Source organism: Fuscovulum ytuae (genome assembly GCF_029953595.1).
GTDB lineage: Bacteria > Pseudomonadota > Alphaproteobacteria > Rhodobacterales > Rhodobacteraceae > Paragemmobacter > Paragemmobacter ytuae.
In genome coordinates this window covers 3,655,431-3,670,201 of the sequence record NZ_CP124535.1, presented here as the reverse complement: position 1 = coordinate 3,670,201, position 14,771 = coordinate 3,655,431, and the positions used below count along the sequence as shown (strand labels likewise).

The following is a 14,771-nucleotide window of genomic DNA, read 5'->3' as shown; positions in this document are numbered from 1 at the left end:
GAAAGTCCTCTCTCCCTTGAGCTCGTTCACGTCACACGAAAAGCATTGGTCTTTCCCGTTTGAAGATCCGATCAACAGCTTCGCCGCCGAGGATTTCCCGCGCATGTCGATGGCCCGAAAAGACCGCACCTTGCAGGGTGCCGGGGCATTCGGCGTCACCTATCAGGCGGTATGCAACGCCAAGTTGATCGAGCGCGTCGGGCAAGGTTGGGTCGGGCATACGCGTCCCGACCATGATCAGGTGACAAGCCCGGATGTCTGGCAGGTCCTCGCCGGTATCGCTGCGGGCCAGGGACAGGCGGTCGCCGTGCCAGGCTTTGGCCGTCGCGTTGGGGGTCATCTGGACGCCCGCTGCGTGCAGTTCGGCTATCATCCGCGGCTGTTCCAAGGTGTGCCCCATCCAGGGAGCGATGGCGGGTTGGGGCGAGACGAGATGCACGCCATGTCCCCGCGCGGCAAGATCGGCGGCCAAGGCATTGGCCATGTAGTAGTGGTCGTCGTCATAGATCACAACGGGGCCTGCCAAAGCTGCGCCGTGCAACAGGTCATCCGGTGTCAGCGCCTGTGCAGCCATTCCCGGAACTTCGGACAGCCGCGTCCGCCCCACCCCGTCCCTGCGCCAAGTCGCGCCGATGGCCAGAAGCACATGATCCGCCCCAAATTCCGCAATCGTCCCGGCGGTCATCGTGCTGCCAGCATAAAGGTTGACATTCGCCATGCGCTGTAACTGAAACAACCGGTAATCCCTGACCCGCGCCCACGACGACAGACCCTTGATCTGAGCCTCCAGTCGGCTGCGACCGCCGAAGTCGCTGTCCTTTTCGGCCACGGTCACCTGATGCCCAGCGCGGGCGAGGACCAGCGCAGCCTCCAATCCCGCGGGACCAGAACCGACAATCAGGACGGAGCCGGGGGTGGTAGCCGGGGGGACACGTTCCGGGTGCCAACCCCTGCGCCATTCTTCCGAAATTGTCGGGTTCTGCGTGCAGCGCAGCTCGACACCGATGGTTTCGACCGCGACACAGATGTTGCAGCCGATGCATTCGCGGATGTCTTCGATCCGGCCTTCGGCGATCTTTCTTGGCAGGAAGGGGTCGGCAATCGAGGGGCGCGCAGCACCAATCAGGTCAAGAACTCCCCGTCTGATCTGGCTGACCATTGCGTCGGGTGAAGTGAAGCGGCCCACGCCCAGCACCGGCTTACCGGTCACATGCCTGACGAAGGCAGTGAATTCTTCCTGAAACCCTTCGTCATCATAGCGCGCCGTGCCGCTGTCACGGCTCCAGCTGGAGACGTTCACATCCCATAGGTCAGGAATATCGGCCAAAGCCTCAATCACCGCGCGGCCTTCGCCATCGTGGAGGATGCGTTTGGGGCCAGACAGTTCGTGCACGGCAAAGCGGACAGCGACGGCCATATCGTTGCCCGCTTCCTCTTTCGTTTCCTCCAGCACCTCGCGAAACAGCCTTAGCCGGTTTTCAAAGCTGCCACCGTATTCGTCGCTGCGGCTGTTATAGGCGGGCGACAGGAAGTGCCACAGGATCGAGGCATCGTGTGAGGCATAGACATAAGCGATGTCATAACCGGCGTGCTTGGCCCTGCGGGTGGCCCCACGGAACATCTGGCGGAGGGCGCGAATATCGGCCTTGTCCATCGCCTTGGCCATCAGGGGCATGTCGGGCTTTAGGATCGGCAGGACGGATGGGCCCATCGCCGGGTAGCCATTTGAAATCCCGCGCGAGCGGATGCCGGTATGCCCAAGCTCGATGGATGCCAAGGCGCCATGGGCGTGGATGCGGGCGACCGACCGGGCATGGGCCGTGACGTCGCCTTCATCCCACAGGCGTTCATAGGGCAGGCCCGACAAATCCGAGGTGGGATCAATCTCGCTGAGTTGCATGGCGACGATACCCCAGCCACCTTCAGCCCGTGTTTCGCGGATGCCGATGGCACCGTTGGGCATCAGATAACTGTGCCCGACGGCATGGGGCATCGAGACAAGGCGGTTCGGCGCGGTGACCGGTCCGATCTTCAGAGGTTCGAACAGGGGGGCATAGCGCGGGTCCATAAGGCTAGTCCCGGGTCATCCTGATCGTTCCGTCCACCATCCAGTCGTCGATGATTTCCAGAACGCGGGCGGCGAAGGCAACGTCGTTAATGTGGCAATCGACGACCGACAGCTGAATGGGGTCTGTCATTTCTTCGCGGTAGGCTTCGACCATCTCCGCCAGGGCCGCAGGATCATGGGCAGGCATGCCTTCGGTATCCCAGGCATGGACGCCCTGCGTCGGCAGGACGAAATGCACCGGGCCTTTCGACGGCTTCAGCCTTCGTGCCACCTCTCGGGCAAGATCACGCCGCTCGGCGCCGGTCAGCGAGGCTGATGCGATAAGTCGGTTATGGGCATGATAAGGCCGGTTGCGAAAACGCTCGGGCACAGGGGCCCAGGTCGGGAAGTCGATCATGTCGCCGAAGCCGGGGGCGGCGATAATCGGCGTGCCATGGCGGGCGGCGGCGGTCATCCGGTTTGCACCTGCATTGACGACCGAGCCAACCATGATGTTGCCGATTTCGGCCACGGCGAGTTCCAGCACCGCGGCGAAGTAGCCTTGTTCAGTCAGGCTTTCCATCGCCATGCCGCCCATCCCGGTGCCGTGAAAGACCGCGACAGAGAACCCACGGTCGACCAGCGGCTGTCGCAGGTGGACCATGTATTTCAGCGCCGATGACCCAAAGCTCATCATGCCGATCACCGGTTGCCCCGGCTTTGGTGGCACAACGGCCAGCGCCGCCCCATAAACCGCCCCGGCGGCCTGGCTGAGGGTGGCCATACAGATGTCGTTCAGTCCGTAAAGACCGCCTGCCCAAAGGATCATCTGGATGTCGGCGGAAAGCCGATCCGGCGGGATCAAGGGCGAGAAGGCGATGGTCGAGACAACGTATTTCGGCACGCCGACCGGCAGCGCACGGGCGCAGTCAAGTGCAAGATCGGTGCCCATGGTGCCACCGAGTGCGATCATGCCATGGATACGGCCTTGGGCGTAAAGCTGCGCAGTCAGGCCGGCGGCCCCCGCTGCCATGATCTGCATGGCGTGGTTTTCGTCGCCTGCGTCAATGGCGTCCTGAATGGTCTTGCCAACCGCTGCCGCAACTTCGTGTTTGGAAATCGCCACCGGACGCGAAGGATCGCCGAGGACGCTGACATCCATTTCTATCACCGCACCGCCCAAGTTGCGGATTGTCTCGGCGACGAAGTTCAACTCCGGGTCCTTGGTGTCATAGGTCCCGATGATAAGAATAGTCTTCTGCATGACGCCTCCCCGGATCGTGCCCTAGCCTCGCATTATCCTGCCTTCCGGATCGTGGAACGGCGCAAGCTGCACCCGCAGGGCATGCTGTTCCCCGGCGATCTGGACGGTAAAGCCGCCTTCCTCGATCCAGGCCTTGCTGACTCCTTCGTCGCGGTGCAGCGAAGCCAGCCCGACCATGGCCGAAAGCCGCCAACCCCAGCCACCTGAGGTGACATGGCCGACGATTTTGCCATCGCGCCAAATCGGTTCATTATGCATCAGGTATGGACCGGCCTCCGCTGTTGCGCCCTCAACAAGGATGGCAACGGTGCGATGGTGAGTGGCAGCCCCCTGTTCGGCCTTCTGTTTGGCCAAGGCAGCCTTCCCTATGAAATCGGGCTTGTCCAATTTGACCGCAAAGCCAAGGCCGGTCTCATAGGGTGTGTCCTCTTCCCCGATGTCGTGCCCGAAGTGGCGGAAAGCCTTTTCCAGACGGCAAGCGCCAAGCGCGAACATGCCGGCGAGGCGCAGACCATGGGGTTTGCCGGCCTGCATCATCGCCTCATAGACATGTGCCGAAAACTCGGTCGACATCAGAAGTTCATATCCCAACTCGCCGAGGAAGGACCGCCGGATCGCCCAGACCCGGGCATGGCCAAGATCAATCTCGCGCGCTGCGCCAAAAGGGAAGGCTGTGTTTGACAGGTCATCGCCTGACAGCGCCTGCAAGATCGCCCGCGACTTCGGGCCGTGAATGGTCAAAAGCCCATAGGCCGAGGTGGCATCGAAAATCTCGAACTGCCAGTCAGGTCTTGCATGGGCTCGGATAAGGGCTTGGTCGCGGATCTGGCTGGGATGACCTGTAACGACAAGGAACTGCCGGGGCGCAAGGCGGGTGACGGTGACATCGGCCTCGATCCCGCCCTTGTCGTTCAGGAACTGCGTATAGACTGATGTGCCGACCGCCACGTCCATCTCGGCCCCCGAGACATGGTTCAGCGCGTGAACGGCATCAGGGCCCTGCACGATAATTTTGCCATACATGGACTGATCGATCAGCACGGCTGCCTCGGACGCGGCCTTGGCCTCAGAGGCCACAAAGGGGGACCAATCCTGCCAACCAAGGCTGGGACGGTCCGACCAGCCTTTCCCCGAAGGATCGAAATACATCGGGATTTCCCAGCCGATGCGTTCCGCCATAACGGCGCCTTCCGCCACAAGCCGGTCATGCAGCGGCACCCTTCGGATTCCCCGGGCCGACGTGATCTGCCGCCCTGGCCATTGCAGGCCGTAGTGGAAGCCGATGGATTCTTCGGCCCGTTCTGCATTGTAGGCACGGTTTTGTTGGAAGGGATGCGCACGCGATGCCAGCATCGCCCCCACGGCACGCACCGGCATGCCGTCCGTCATCCACGCCGCCATGGTAAGGCCGAAGCCGCCCCCGTTCAGGATGCCGTTCGAGTTCATTCCAGCGGCGATGAAAAGACCGGGCATCTCCGGGGCGGGGCCGAGGTAGGGGCGACCATCGGGGGTAAAGCTTTCGGGGCCATTGAAGAAGGTATGGATGCCCGTGGTTTCAAGGAAGGGAAAGCGTGCAAAGGCGCGTTCCAACATGGGTTCAACATGTTCCATGTCGAAAGGCAGTTCGTCGAACTCAAAGCTTTCCGGGATACCGTCCCGGCCCCAGGCCTTTCCCTTGGCCTCGAACCCGCCGATCAGAAGTTTTCCAGCGTCTTCTTTCGTGTAGAGCCGTTCTTCGGCCACGATCAGCCCGGGAATGCTGCGCGACAGACCGTCAAGCGGTTCAGTCACAATGTAGAAATGCTCGGTCGCGTGCAGGGGCACCGTCACGCCATGTGCCGCGGCGAAGCGCGAAGTCCACATTCCCCCGGCCAGCAGAACCTTTTCGGTGGCAATAACGCCGCGATCGGTTTCCACGCCGCAGACACGACCGTCGCGCGTCAGGATTCGGGTGGCCGCCGTGCGTTCCAGCACTTGCGCACCGCGCGCCCTTGCGCCCTTGGCCATGGCCTGCGTCACGTCCAGCGGATTCACCTGGCCGTTCGAGGGCACGAAGAAGCCGCCCAGAACATCATCGATCCGGACATGCGGATATTTTTCCAGCACTTCAGCCGGGGTCAGAAGATGGCTTTCGATCCCCATCCTGCCCGCATGATCGTGGTTGCGGCGCAATTGTTCCAACCGGAGCTCGCCAAGTGCCACGTGCAAGGTTCCGTTCTGCTTGTAGCCGGTGGCCTGCCCCGTCTCGATTTCCAGTTCGCGGAAAAGCCGGGTTGTGTAGCGCGACAGCTCGGTCTGCCCGGCGCTTTCGCGCAGTTGTCCAACGATGCCCGCCGCATGCCATGTGGTGCCCGAGGCGATGGTTTTACGTTCCAGAAGGACAGCCGACGTCACCCCTTTCTTCGCCAGATGATACAATGTCGAGACGCCAATGATCCCGCCACCGATGACAACGACATCTGCCGATGAGGGCACGGGCGGCAGTTGGGAGGATGCGGTTTCGGTCATGCGGGTCGTCCTTGACTGTGATCGAGAAGGGCCAAAGCACGGGCTTCGGCCTCGGCGATGAAACGGGTGCAGCGGGCAGGCGCGCCGGGTTCGTTCAGGCGTGAGATGACCCAGCCGACATAGGTCATGGCGCGCAAAGATCGGAACAGTGGCATGGCTGACAGGTCTATCGGACGCCTGTCCTGATAGCCCTGCAGGAAGCGCGCGCTGGCGTGGCCGGACGGATCGTGCCGGTCAAGCCGATTGGCGGCGGTTGCCAGATCGAACAGGCGGAAGCCGAAGCCGCCATCGTCAAAGTCGATCAGGAAAACCCCGTCTTGCGAGACCAGCACATTCTCGGGCACGGCATCGGCATGGATCAGACCGTAATCAAGAGTGGGGCCAAGCGCGGTGAGGTCCCGCAATGCCCGGTCGCGAAAAGCGGAAAAAAGGGCCACCTGCGATACAGTGAGATGCGGGTTTTCCCAGAACCGGCCCCAGAGAGGGTTGGGGCCAACAAGACCCGCCGCATCCCAATGCGGGCGGCTGAAACCCGCGGGCCTTTGCCACTGGTCGGAAAGGGTGTGCAAATCGGCAAGCGTCTTGCCGATCTGGCTGGCGCTGTCTTCAGGCGTGACCGTTTCGGCCCAATGGCCACCAGACATCAGCGGCTGGCCATCGAGAAAGGTCAGAATGTCGGCCAGACGCCCATTCACCTCGATGCAGCGATTGCCTGTAAGGGTTGGGATCGGCTGCGGCACGCGCACACCCTGCCGGGACAGTTCGGCCATCCAGTCCAGTTCCGAGGCAAGTTCGGCCTGGCTGCGATAACCCTCCCGATGCAGCCGGAGGACCAGCGGGCCATCAGTCGTGTCAACCCGGTAGACTTGGTTCTCACGCGCGGCGATCAGGGTGGCCGGGCAGTCTTGGAGTCCCCAAAATGCCAATGCCGATTGCACGTCCGGGTCAGGCATCGGGGGCACCCAGCTCGCCAAGCACCTCGTCCAGAAGGCCCAGCAGCAAGTCCGCATTCGCGGCGGTGAAGGGCATCGGCGGGCGAATCTTGAGCGTGTTGTAATGGATGCCCAGCCGGTTCAACAGGACGCCCCGCCGCCGCATTTCGTTGGCGACACGGGCGACATAGGCCGGTGCGGCGGCCTTGGTCGCGCGGTCGGTCACAATCTCGGCCCCGAAGAACAGGCCATAGCCGCGCACATCACCGATCCATTCGTATTTCTCGGCCAGTCTGGACAGACCGGCCTTGGCATAGGCGCCCACCACCCGCGCGTTTTCCTGAAGACCCTCTGCTTCGATGACATCAAGCACTGCGGCGGCGGCGGCACATGACACGGGGTTGCCACCGAAAGTGTTGAAATAGCGAAAGGATTTACGAAAACGCTCCATGATGTCAGGACGGGTGACAACGGCTGCGACGGGGTGGCCGTTGCCCATCGGCTTGCCCATTGTCACGACATCGGGCTGCGCCCCGATGCGTTGATGGCCCCAGAACCGCTGGCCATTTCGGCCAAAGCCGGGCTGCACCTCATCGGCGATGAAGATGCCGCCTGCCGCCCGCACTTCGGCAAGGGCAGGCTCCAGCCAGCCGGGCTCCAACATCGGGAAGCCTTCGTTCAAGAAGGCGGGGCAAAGCAGAATGCCCGCAAAGCCATGGCCAGACGCTTGCAGATCGTCGATTGCTGCCCGAACCGCTGCAGCAAAGGCCTGCGCATGGGCCTGTCCACCCTCGCCGCCCAAGGGGCGATAGCTGTCAGGCGCAGGGACATGGCGGACATGCGACCCATCGCCTGTTGCCGGTATGTTGGTGCGCGACAACTGCGAAACCGCGGTCGTATTGCCATGGTATGTGTGATCAGTCGCGATGATGCCTCGCTTGCCCGTGACGGCCTCGGCCATGCGCAGGGCGATGTCATTCGCCTCGGACCCGGTGCAGACCATGATCGCGGTGGACAAGTCATCCTCGAAGGTCGCGGTCAGGCGTTCGACGTAGTCGAGGATACCCTCATGCAGATAGCGCGTATGGGTGTTCAGAGTGGACGCCTGTCTGCAAATCGCCTCGACCACATGGGGGTGGCAATGGCCGACATGGGGCACGTTGTTATAGCAGTCGAGATATTTGTTCCCGTCAGCATCCCAGACCCAGACGCCTTCGCCCCGCACCAGATGGACCGGCTCGTCATAAAAGGTCGAGACATTGGGCCCAAGCAGCCGGGCACGGCGGTCTAGCAGTTCGGCGGTGGTGGCCAAGGTCGGTTACTCCAGCAAGACGAAGGAAGGGAGAGAGGGCTTACCCGGCTTTCGCGTGGCGTATATGGTTCCACGAGAAGACCAAGACGGCAGTAATGGCCAAAGCAAGGAAAGTCGCCGCAATCGGACGGGTGAGGAAGATCGTCGGATCGCCCGCCGAAATGCTGAGCGCCTGCTTCATGCGGCCTTCAAGCATCGGCCCCAGAACCAGCCCCACGACCATAGGAAAGGCGGGGATGCCGTTCTTGAGCATGAAGCGCCCGACCACCGCAAAGACCAGCGTGAACAGCGCATCCGACACGCGGAAATTCTGCGTATAGGTCCCGATGAAACCGAGGATCATGATGGATGCGCCGATGATCCGTGGGGTAATCGAGGAAAGCTTCACAACGTATTTCGTGAAGGCCAGCAGCAGGATCATCACGAAGATGTTCAGAAGGAACAGCGAAATATAAAGGCCCGAGATGAAGTCCGGATGCTCGGCGAACAACTGGGGACCAGGGATGATGTTGTGGATCATGAACACCGCCAGCAGCATCGCCATAAGCGGATCGGCTGGGATGCCCAAGGACAGGAGCGGCACAAGCACGGTAGAGGTGCAGGCATTGATCGACACCTCGGAGGCGACGAGTCCCTCGGGTGAACCCTTGCCGAACTCTTCCGGTTTCTTCGAAAAGCGCCGCGCAAGGGAATAGGACAGGAACTGTGCGCCGAACTCGCCCACGCCGGGTAAAAGGCCCATGACAAGGCCGATCAGGCTGGAACGTATGACGGTGGCGCGATACCTGAATACCTCGAACAATCCTGTGAAGCGTCCGACGCTGCTCATATCCTTCGGAACCTTTGGCGGGGACTTGGTTTCCAAAAGCACGAAAGCCTGGCTGATCGCGAACAGGCCGATCACCATGGGCACCATCGGAATGCCCCCTGTCAGCCAATCCTGACTGAAGGTGTAGCGCAGGGTGTGATGCGGGCTTTCAAAGCCGACCGTGCCAAGGAATGCGCCGATGGCAAAGGTCAAGATGGCGCCTTGGATGTTCTGGTGATGCGCCAGGATGACCGAAATGGTCGCCAAGAGCATGACCATAGCAAATTCGGGCGGGCCAAACTTCTCGGCCACCTTCGCCATGAAGGGCGCGAGGAAAACCAAGGCCATGACCGATAGGATACCGCCCACGAAGGATGAGGAATAGGCCAGCGAAAGCGCCCGCATTGGCTGCCCCTTCTGACCAAGCGGATAGCCGTCATAGGTGGTCAGCACGTTCACAGGCGTTCCGGGCACCCTGATCAGGATCGCGGGAATGGCCCCGCCATACCATGCGCCCCCATAGCAGCCCAGAAGCAGGATGATGCCGGGCAAGGGTTCCATCGTCAGAGAGAAGGGGAGCGCAATGGCCATGGCCCCGGCGGGTTCCATCCCGGGCACGGCACCAACGAGGATTCCGGCCATGGCACCGAGCATGAGCGCGGCAATCACTTGCCATTGGGCGACTTCCTGAAAACCGAGGAGGACGGCGTCGATCACAGGTATTCTCCCAGGGAATTGCCGACCCAGTCGGGGAAAAGTTGCATAACGGGCGGAAGCGGGAACCAGATCCCAAGGCCAACCCGAAAGGCCAGAACGATGGCGGCGACAACGGCTAGGCCGATCATGATCCAGCGTGGGCCGCGCAGGCCGGAAACATAGAGAAGCGCCTGCATGAAGATCACCGAAGCGATGGTGAATCCAAGCACCGACACGCCCCCGATATAAATAAGAAATCCAACGGCATAGATGAGGGCCCGGCACATACCTTCAAAGGCAAGATTGGCCTTCGCCGTGAAACCCGGCCTCCGGCGTTCGCGCAGATAGGCCCGCAAGGGGCCAAACCCGCCAATCAGCCCGACGACAAGCGTGATGAAGGGCCACGACCAGGGCTCTTGCACCCAACCCAGATCGCGCTTACCCGGCACGGTCGCCAAGGGCAGAACGACAAGCGCCAACAGAGCAAAGGCCCAAAACAGGGCCATCGCCAGATGCGAGGCTTCGGGAATGACCTCATCCTCGAAAGCATCGGTGTCGGCATCGGCTATCGTTGCGATATGGTTGACGTGATCCGGCATGTGCGTCCCCTTGGGGTGCAGGAAGCTGGGCACGGCCCTTTCGGGCCGCGCGATGTTCGCTCAACGCGCGCTTGGGCGCGGATTATTTCGGCATTTTCGCGAAGAGTTCCTTCACAGCTTCGAAGTCCGCGTCGATCCGCGCCTGCGCCTCGGCCCCCGGCTGCCAGTAGATTTCGGCTCCAGTCGTTTCGGCAATCTGTTTGGCCTGATCAGACTGCATGGCCCGCTCGATGATCCCGGCAAGCTTATCCTTCACATCTTGCGGCGTGCCCTTCGGCACAAAGATACCCGACCAAAGCGTGAAAGTGGGGCCGCTGATCTGATCACGCAGAAGCGGCGCATCGGGGAAGACCGACAGCGGTTCTTCGGTGTAGGCGGCGATGGCCTTGATGTCGTCCTTGCAAGCCAGGACAAGGGCGACAGTGGTGTTGATGACATCTGCATCACCATTCCCAAGCGTCGTGCAGTCGGTCACTTCATAGCCAGTCTCGGTGCTGAACTCGAAGCCCAGCTGACGTGCAGCCTCGAATGTCTGCTGGGCCGGGATCGTCTCGAAACCGAAATGGCCAAAGCTGACTGGGTTCTCCTTGGCATAGGCTGCAAGCTCGGCCAAGTTGTTGTAGGGGGCATCCTTGCGCGCGGCCAACATGAAGGGGAAGTTCATGTTCAGACCGATGACCTCCATATCCTCCTTGGTATAGGGGGCGATCCCGAGGATCAGATAGCTTGTCGGGATGTCGATAAGGAAGCTGCCGATCGTGTAGCCATCGGCAGGAGACGACAAGACAGAGGCCGCCCCCTCCAGCCCATACCCGCCGGGGCGGTTCACGACCTTTGCCGGAACGCCAGTCTCCTTTGTGAATTCCTCTGCGATCACGCGCAGCAACTGGTCATCAACGTCACCCGGCGGCCAGGGCTCGATGATCGATACCGGGCGCTCCGGGTATTCTGCCTGTGCAAGGCCGGCGGCGCCGAACGATGCCAGCAAGGCAATGGCTGTTCCGACGATCTTCTTCATTGGGTTCCTCCGTGTTGTTTCATTATTATCAACTCTATTTACTTTATTGTTACTCTGCGATAAACTTGAGTCAAGAAATCATTCCGACGACGGATTCCCCATGAACACGGCCCAGCCCAAGCGCGCCCAGTCGATGAAAACGATCGACAAGGCCATGACTTTGTTGAATCTTTTCACGACCGAAACCCCAGAGTTCCGGTTGGTGGACATCGCGCGGGCCGCCGGTCTGGACAAGGTTACTGCCATGCGCCTGCTGAACTCGCTCGTTGCGGGGGGGCTTCTGGAACAGCATCCCGAAACGCGAAAGTATCGTTTGGGCACGGCGATTCTGCGCCTTGCGCGTATCAGGGAAACCGCATTCCCGATGATCTCGACCTTGCAGCCGATCGTGGATCGCCTTTCCGAGGAAACAGGTGAATCCGGTCACGCCTCATTGGCATCAGAGGTTGGCCTGACGACGATTGCCCTGTGCGAGCCGAACCGGTCGACGCGCGTCTGGATCGACCCGACCCAAGTCTTACCATTCCATGCCACCGCATCCGGGATCGTCTATCTTGCGCATTTGCCGAAATCCGAGGCGGAGGCTTTGTTGGCTCGCAGCTCTGACAAGCGCTACACAGCCGAAACCGCGACCCGGGAGCAGTTGATCCAGCGGATGGACGATGCGCGACGGCTTGGCTACGCAAAATCCATCGGCGGGTTTGAAGTCGATACCGCGGGCTTTGCCGCGCCGGTCTTCGATTGGCATGGAAAGGTGATCGCCACGATGGGTTTGGCTTGCGTCAGAAGCCGCCTCGACGACGCAAACCACGATCACCTGATCCGCGCGGTCGTCCATGCAGCCCATGCCGCGACAAAAGCCTTTGGCGGCAAGAGTCCAGATGCCCCGTAGGTCGCAATCCCGGGGGGCTGCGTCTTTCCCCTGTAAGAGTTCGAGGCAGTTATAAGTGCACCGGTCAATTTGCTCGAACGGTTTTGAAAACCAGCACAGCAGAGTTCGCGACAGGCAGCTATGGGCCGCGAGCGACCCCGACGTCGAAACGGGCGGAAGGCGGACGATCGGGTGAGCGGTGAGCGGTGAGACCATCTGTTCAGATATGCCTACCGCCCCATCTGTCAGGCCGCGATCCACATTCCGCCTGCCTCATATGATTGGACACACGCGCTGATGAAGCGCATTCCCGCAAGCCCGTCCTCGGCAGACGCCAGCGCTTGTGTCGATGCCGACCCCTTCCCTTCGATCAGGTCCGCGGCATCGGCGTAAAGCGTTGCAAATGCCTCCAGATAACCTTCGGGATGGCCGGACGGGATTCGGGCAGGCGTCTTCGTCAGGCCGTCACCGCGGCGCAGCAGGCGGGTCGTGCCGCCAAGCTGGGTGAATTCGAGCAGATCGGGATTTTCCTGATCCCAGGCCAGCCCGCCCCGTTCCCCGGCAATGCGGAACCGCAGCGCGTTCTTGGTGCCGGGGGCGATCTGACTTGCCCAGATCATGCCTTTAGCGCCCCCGTCGAAACGCAGAAGCACTGCCGCGTTGTCATCCAGCCGCCGTCCCGGCTCGAAGGCGGTGAGATCGGCAAGAACGGCCCGCAACCCAAGCCCTGTGACGAAGGTCGCAAGGTTGAAGGCATGTGTCCCGATATCGGCGATGCAGCCGCCCTCGCCCGACATGCCGGGATCGGTGCGCCAAACGGCCTGTTTCTGCCCGCTCTGTTCCACGGGTCCGGCCAGCCAATCCTGCAGGTATTCGACCTGCACGTGACGCACCGCCCCGATCGCGCCTTCGGCGATCATCCGGCGCGCCTCGCGCACCATCGGATAGCCTGTATAGGTCTGGGTCAGCACGAACGGCACGGATGTTTCGGTCGCCAGCGCGGCCAGTTCCTCGGCCTCGGGAAGCGTAGCAGTCATCGGCTTGTCGCAGATCACCGCAATTCCGGCGCGCAGGAAGGCTGTCGCCACCTTCGCGTGAAGGTGGTTCGGCGTGACGATCGCCACCGCATCGATCCCGTCGGGACGGGATGCCTCGGCCAATGCCATCTGTGCGAAATCGGAATAGCTGCGGTCGGGCGCAATGCCGAGGTCCTCCGCCGAAGCCGCAGCCCTTGCCGGGTCAGAGGACAGCGCCCCCGCAACCAACTCCCACCGCCCGTCCAGCCGTGCGGCCATGCGGTGGACCCCGCCGATGAAGGCCCCTTGGCCTCCGCCAACCATGCCCAGTTTCAGTGCCATGACCGGATCCCCAGCATTGCGTCCAGCACGGCCTGATCGGCTCGTCCGCCTGCGAAATCGTCGAAGGCATGCCCTGTAACCTCGATAAGGTGGCGCGCGATGAACGGAGCGCCCTCGGCTGCGCCCTGCGCGGGGGATTTCAGGAAGCACTCCCATTCCATCACCGCCCAGCCGCGATAGCCATATTGGGTCAGGCGCGTGAAGACGGCCGGAAAATCCACCTGCCCGTCGCCAAGGCTGCGGAAACGCCCCGCCCGTTCCGCCCAGGGCGAATAGCCGGAATAGACACCCTGCCGACCATCGGGGCGGAACTCGGCGTCCTTGACGTGGAACGCCGAGATACGGTCGTGATAGATGTCGATGAAGGCCAGATAATCCATCGCCTGCAACAGGAAGTGCGACGGGTCGTAGTTGATCCTCGCGCGGGGGTGTTCCGCCACTGCGGACAGGAACCTCTCCCAGCTTGCGCCGTCGAACACATCCTCTCCGGGGTGCAGTTCGAAGCCGATATCGACACCCGCATCGTCATAGGCATCAAGGATGGGGGCCCAGCGGCGGGCAAGTTCGGCGAATGCCGTCTCGACCAGTCCGGCGGGGCGCTGCGGCCACGGATAGAGATAGGGGAAGGCCAGCGATCCGGTGAAGCTGACCGTTCCCGAAAGCCCCAGACGCCGCGCCGCCGTTGCGGCCTTGGTCACCTGATCGACCGCCCATGCCTGCCGTGCGGCGGGATTGCCCCGCACCGTTTCGGGCGCGAAGGCGTCAAAGGCCGCGTCATAGGCGGGATTCACCGCGACCAACTGGCCTTGCAGGTGGGTGGACAGTTCCGTGATGGCGACGCCCGCTTCGGCGCAGATGCCCAGCACCTCGTCAGCATAGGTCTGACTTTCGGCACAGAGGTCCAGATCGAACAACCGCCGATCGCAGGACGGGATCTGCACGCCCTTGTAGCCCAACCCTGCCGCCCAGGCCGTGATTGAGGGCAGGCTGTCGAAGGGTGCATCATTCCCCGCGAATTGCGCCAGAAAGATGCCCGGACCCTTGATCGCACTGCCCGTCATGCCGACCGCTCCGACAGCATGGTCAGGGGCCGGATCTCCACCGGACAGGCCAGCAGACGGTCAAGCTGCGAAAACAGCGGTTGCAGATGCGGCATCGCCAGATGCGCGTCCAGCGCCGCGCGGTCGGCCCAGTTCTCGTAGAAGACGAAGACGCAAGGATCGGCAGCATCGACGTGGAAGTCGTAGTTGATGCAACCCGCCTCGGACCGCGTTGGCGCAACTTGTGCCATCAGGAGGGAGGCAAGTTCCTTGCGCGTTTCTGGGCGCGCAGTGACGGTTCCGATGATCGTATACATG

At 61.9% G+C, this 14,771-nt stretch carries 12 protein-coding genes; 1 reads left to right on the top strand and 11 read right to left on the bottom strand.

The genetic code is table 11. From position 1 onward, the window contains the following. Positions 1 to 31: 31 nt before the first annotated feature. The 8 genes from QF092_RS17580 to QF092_RS17545 form a co-directional block, all read right to left on the bottom strand. Positions 32 to 2,068, bottom strand: a complete 2,037-nt coding sequence (locus tag QF092_RS17580; RefSeq protein ID WP_281465991.1) for an oxidoreductase — start codon at positions 2,066 to 2,068, stop codon at positions 32 to 34. 4 nt (positions 2,069 to 2,072) lie between these two features. Continuing rightward, positions 2,073 to 3,311 (bottom strand): Tm-1-like ATP-binding domain-containing protein, encoded by a 1,239-nt coding sequence (locus QF092_RS17575; protein ID WP_281465989.1) that lies wholly within the window; start codon positions 3,309 to 3,311, stop codon positions 2,073 to 2,075. Positions 3,312 to 3,332: 21 nt separating this feature from the next. Continuing rightward, positions 3,333 to 5,819: an FAD-dependent oxidoreductase gene (locus QF092_RS17570; protein WP_281465987.1), complete on the bottom strand. Its 2,487-nt coding sequence runs from the start codon at positions 5,817 to 5,819 to the stop codon at positions 3,333 to 3,335. Further along, a complete protein-coding gene (locus QF092_RS17565) occupies positions 5,816 to 6,772 on the bottom strand; it encodes a phosphotransferase enzyme family protein (RefSeq protein ID WP_281465985.1) in 957 nt (318 codons plus the stop codon). The genes QF092_RS17570 and QF092_RS17565 overlap by 4 nt, the downstream gene beginning before the upstream one ends. Further along, positions 6,765 to 8,063: an aspartate aminotransferase family protein gene (locus QF092_RS17560; protein WP_281465983.1), complete on the bottom strand. Its 1,299-nt coding sequence runs from the start codon at positions 8,061 to 8,063 to the stop codon at positions 6,765 to 6,767. The genes QF092_RS17565 and QF092_RS17560 overlap by 8 nt, the downstream gene beginning before the upstream one ends. A gap of 40 nt (positions 8,064 to 8,103) precedes the next feature. Beyond that, the gene (locus QF092_RS17555; protein WP_281465981.1) at positions 8,104 to 9,588 is read right to left on the bottom strand and encodes a tripartite tricarboxylate transporter permease; all 1,485 of its coding nucleotides are present in this window, start codon (positions 9,586 to 9,588) and stop codon (positions 8,104 to 8,106) included. Then, positions 9,585 to 10,166 carry a tripartite tricarboxylate transporter TctB family protein gene (locus QF092_RS17550; RefSeq protein ID WP_281465979.1) on the bottom strand — a complete coding sequence of 194 codons (582 nt, stop codon included), beginning with the start codon at positions 10,164 to 10,166 and terminating at the stop codon, positions 9,585 to 9,587. The genes QF092_RS17555 and QF092_RS17550 overlap by 4 nt, the downstream gene beginning before the upstream one ends. 82 nt (positions 10,167 to 10,248) lie before the next feature. After that, complete coding sequence (locus tag QF092_RS17545; protein ID WP_281465977.1) at positions 10,249 to 11,184, bottom strand: tripartite tricarboxylate transporter substrate binding protein; 936 nt, start codon at positions 11,182 to 11,184, stop codon at positions 10,249 to 10,251. Here QF092_RS17545 and QF092_RS17540 point away from each other — a divergent pair. Continuing rightward, positions 11,159 to 12,076 carry an IclR family transcriptional regulator gene (locus tag QF092_RS17540; RefSeq protein WP_281465976.1) on the top strand — a complete coding sequence of 306 codons (918 nt, stop codon included), beginning with the start codon at positions 11,159 to 11,161 and terminating at the stop codon, positions 12,074 to 12,076. The two genes, QF092_RS17545 and QF092_RS17540, sit on opposite strands and share 26 nt — an antisense overlap. Positions 12,077 to 12,300: 224 nt before the next feature. Here QF092_RS17540 and QF092_RS17535 read toward each other — a convergent pair whose 3' ends face one another. The 3 genes from QF092_RS17535 to QF092_RS17525 are packed head-to-tail and all read right to left on the bottom strand — an operon-like array spanning position 12,301 to position 14,770. Next, a complete protein-coding gene (locus QF092_RS17535) occupies positions 12,301 to 13,413 on the bottom strand; it encodes a Gfo/Idh/MocA family protein (protein WP_281465974.1) in 1,113 nt (370 codons plus the stop codon). Further along, positions 13,404 to 14,474, bottom strand: coding sequence for a sugar phosphate isomerase/epimerase family protein (locus tag QF092_RS17530; RefSeq protein WP_281465972.1), 1,071 nt, complete (start codon positions 14,472 to 14,474; stop codon positions 13,404 to 13,406). Before QF092_RS17530 ends, QF092_RS17535 begins: the two co-directional genes overlap by 10 nt. Further along, on the bottom strand, positions 14,471 to 14,770 hold the full coding sequence (locus QF092_RS17525; RefSeq protein WP_281465970.1) for a putative quinol monooxygenase: 300 nt from the start codon (positions 14,768 to 14,770) through the stop codon (positions 14,471 to 14,473). The genes QF092_RS17530 and QF092_RS17525 overlap by 4 nt, the downstream gene beginning before the upstream one ends. Position 14,771: the final 1 nt, after the last annotated feature.

Excerpts from the sequence above, each read along its gene's own strand:
- QF092_RS17545 (WP_281465977.1), bottom strand. The coding sequence starts at position 11,184 with ATGAAGAAGATCGTCGGAACAGCCATTGCCTTGCTGGCATCGTTCGGC.
- QF092_RS17580 (WP_281465991.1), bottom strand. The coding sequence starts at position 2,068 with ATGGACCCGCGCTATGCCCCCCTGTTCGAACCTCTGAAGATCGGACCG.
- QF092_RS17540 (WP_281465976.1), top strand. The coding sequence starts at position 11,159 with ATGGCTGTTCCGACGATCTTCTTCATTGGGTTCCTCCGTGTTGTTTCA.
- QF092_RS17525 (WP_281465970.1), bottom strand. The coding sequence starts at position 14,770 with ATGTATACGATCATCGGAACCGTCACTGCGCGCCCAGAAACGCGCAAG.
- QF092_RS17575 (WP_281465989.1), bottom strand. The coding sequence starts at position 3,311 with ATGCAGAAGACTATTCTTATCATCGGGACCTATGACACCAAGGACCCG.
- QF092_RS17570 (WP_281465987.1), bottom strand. The coding sequence starts at position 5,819 with ATGACCGAAACCGCATCCTCCCAACTGCCGCCCGTGCCCTCATCGGCA.
- QF092_RS17550 (WP_281465979.1), bottom strand. The coding sequence starts at position 10,166 with ATGCCGGATCACGTCAACCATATCGCAACGATAGCCGATGCCGACACC.
- QF092_RS17535 (WP_281465974.1), bottom strand. The coding sequence starts at position 13,413 with ATGGCACTGAAACTGGGCATGGTTGGCGGAGGCCAAGGGGCCTTCATC.
- QF092_RS17530 (WP_281465972.1), bottom strand. The coding sequence starts at position 14,474 with ATGACGGGCAGTGCGATCAAGGGTCCGGGCATCTTTCTGGCGCAATTC.
- QF092_RS17565 (WP_281465985.1), bottom strand. The coding sequence starts at position 6,772 with ATGCCTGACCCGGACGTGCAATCGGCATTGGCATTTTGGGGACTCCAA.